General features: G+C 67.2%; 1 protein-coding gene. It reads left to right on the top strand.

Features of this window, described 5'->3' with window-relative positions; genetic code table 11:
• Positions 1-51: 51 nt before the first annotated feature.
• The coding region (locus ACFT7S_RS38600) for a condensation domain-containing protein (RefSeq protein WP_382741224.1) at positions 52-2,587 on the top strand (2,536 nt) is incomplete at its 3' end.

Raw genomic sequence — 2,587 nt, 5'->3', positions numbered from 1 at the left:
GGCGACCGGGTGCGGTGGCTGGGTGATGGCCGGCTGGAGTTTGTGGGGCGGGTGGATACGCAGATCAAGGTGCGTGGTTTCCGTATCGAGCCGGGTGAGGTGGAGGCGGCTCTGGCCGGGCATGCGCAGGTCCGCTCCGCGGTGGTGACAGCGAGCGGGGATGGGGCGGAGCGCCGTCTGGTGGCGTATCTGGTCCCGGATGGTCAGGACGTGGGTATACCCACGGTCGGGGAGTTGCGTGGGTTCCTGGGTGGGCGGTTGCCGGAGTACATGGTTCCGTCGGTGTTCGTCGAGCTGAGCGAGCTCCCGCTGACCGCGAACGGCAAACTCAACCACGCCGCACTGCCCGAACCGCATGTCCACCAGCCCGATGTCGAAGGATTCATGTCCCCGGTCACCACAACCGAGGAACTGCTGGCCGACGTTTGGGCCGAGGTGCTCGGCGTGGACCGGGTCGGTGTCGACGACAACTTCTTCGACCTGGGCGGGCACTCGCTGGTTGCCACGCAGGCGGTCTCCCGCATCCGCGAGGTGTTCGGAGTCAAGGTGCCGCTGTCGGCACTCTTCAACGAGCCGACGCTCCGGGGTCTGGCGTCAGTCGTCGAGGGCTCTGCCCGTGACCTTGCGCCCCCGGTGACGCCGATCGACCGGGACCAAACCCTCCCGACGTCCTTCGCGCAGCAACGCCTATGGTTCCTCGACCAGTTCGACCCAGGCTCGGCCGAGTACGTCGCGCCGTTGCACCTGCGCTTGCGAGGGGCCTTGAATGTGGCCGCTCTGCGTGCGGCGTTGGGTGGTGTGGTGGCGCGGCACGAGGTGCTGCGGACGCGTCTGGTGGCGGGTGCGGATGGTGTGGCTCATCAGGTGATTGACGAGCCGGCGCCCTTCGACCTGCCGGTGGTGGATGTGCCGGCCGGAGTGGATCCGGTGGTCGCGGTCCGGGCCGTCGTGGCGGCGGATGCGCAGGTCCCGTTCGATCTGGCGCGCGGGCCGCTGCTTCGTGCCACGCTGATCAAGGTTGCCGTGCACGAGCATGTGCTGGCGTTGTCCATGCATCACGTGGTGTCGGACGAGTGGTCGGGCCGGATTCTGCGGCGCGAGCTTGCGGCCCTTTACGAGGCATTCCGCACCGGCGAGGCGGACCCGCTGCCGCCGCTGGAGGTGCAGTACGCCGACTTCGCCGTCTGGCAGCGTGAATGGCTGACCGGCGACGTCCTCGACTCCCAACTCACCTACTGGCGCGACCAGCTGGGCGGGGTACCGACGCTCGAACTACCCACCGACCGGCCGCGCCCCGCAGTCCGCTCGACGGACGGTGGAGTCGTCGAGTTCGCTGTGCCGGCGGAGTCGGCAAGGCAATTGCGGGCACTCTCCCGTGCGCACGGGGTGACCATGTCGATGACGTCGCTGGCGGCCTTCAACGTGCTGCTTGGCCGGTACGCGGGCTCCGACGATGTGGTCGTGGGAACACCGGTCGCGAACCGGAACCGGGCCGAGACCGAGGGCCTGATCGGCTTCTTCGTCAACACACTCGTGATGCGAACCGACCTGTCCGGCGACCCGACCTTCACCGAACTCCTGGGCCGGGTAAGGCAGATGGCGCTGGGTGCGTACGCACACCAGGACCTGCCGTTCGAGCAACTGGTGGACGACCTCGCTGTCGAGCGCGATCGCTCCCGTAGCCCGCTCTTCCAGGTCCTCTTCAATTTCGACACAGCGGAGACAGGGGCCGACACGATCCATCGGAACGCTGACCTCCTCTGGGAAGGCGGCGCTGATCTGACAGCCGAATTCTCGGCTGACCGTCCGATGCTGGTGAGTGTCGATCTCGCGGTCCGGATCGGGGACAACGGCGAGGGTTTGGTTGGCGAGGTTCAGTACAGCACCGCCTTGTTCGATGCGGCGACGATGGAGCGTCTGGCGGGGCATTTGGTCACGTTGCTGGAGGCCGTGGCTGCGGACGCGGGGCAGCGGGTGGGTGATCTGCCCGTCCTGTCGGCGGGTGAACGTGAGCAGCTGGTGGAGGGGTGGAATGCCTCTTCGGTGGTGTTGCCGTCGGTGGGTGGGGTGCATGAGCTGATTGCAGGGTGTGCTGCTGCGACCCCGGATGCGGTGGCCGTGGTGTCGGGCGGGGAATCGCTGACGTATGGGGGGTTGATGGCACGGGCGAACCGTCTGGCGCACTATCTCCGCGGGGTTGGTGTGGGTGCGGAGTCGGTGGTGGGGCTGTGTCTGCCGCGTGGGGTGGACATGGTGGTGGCGGTGCTGGCGGTTTGGCAGGCGGGTGGTGCATATCTGCCGCTGGACCCTGAATACCCGGCCGACAGGCTGGAGTTCATGGTCGCTGACGGCGGGGTGTCGGTATTGGTGGGAGAGCGCTCGGTGGCCGAGGGCCTGTCGGCGGACACGGTGATTCGGCTGGATGATCCGGCCGTGGTGGGTGCCCTGGCGGACCTGTTGTCGATGGCACCCGAAGTCACCACGAGCTCTGATCAGTTGGCGTATGTGATTTATACGTCGGGTTCGACGGGGCGGCCGAAGGGTGTGCAGGTTGCTCATGGTGGTGTGGTGAATCTGGCGTTGGTGT

It is taken from the genome of Streptomyces sp. NPDC057136, assembly GCF_042670885.1.
Taxonomy (GTDB): Bacteria; Actinomycetota; Actinomycetes; order Streptomycetales; family Streptomycetaceae; genus Streptomyces.
Note: the sequence above shows the minus strand (reverse complement) of the source record. Positions and strands in the feature narration are given on the sequence as shown.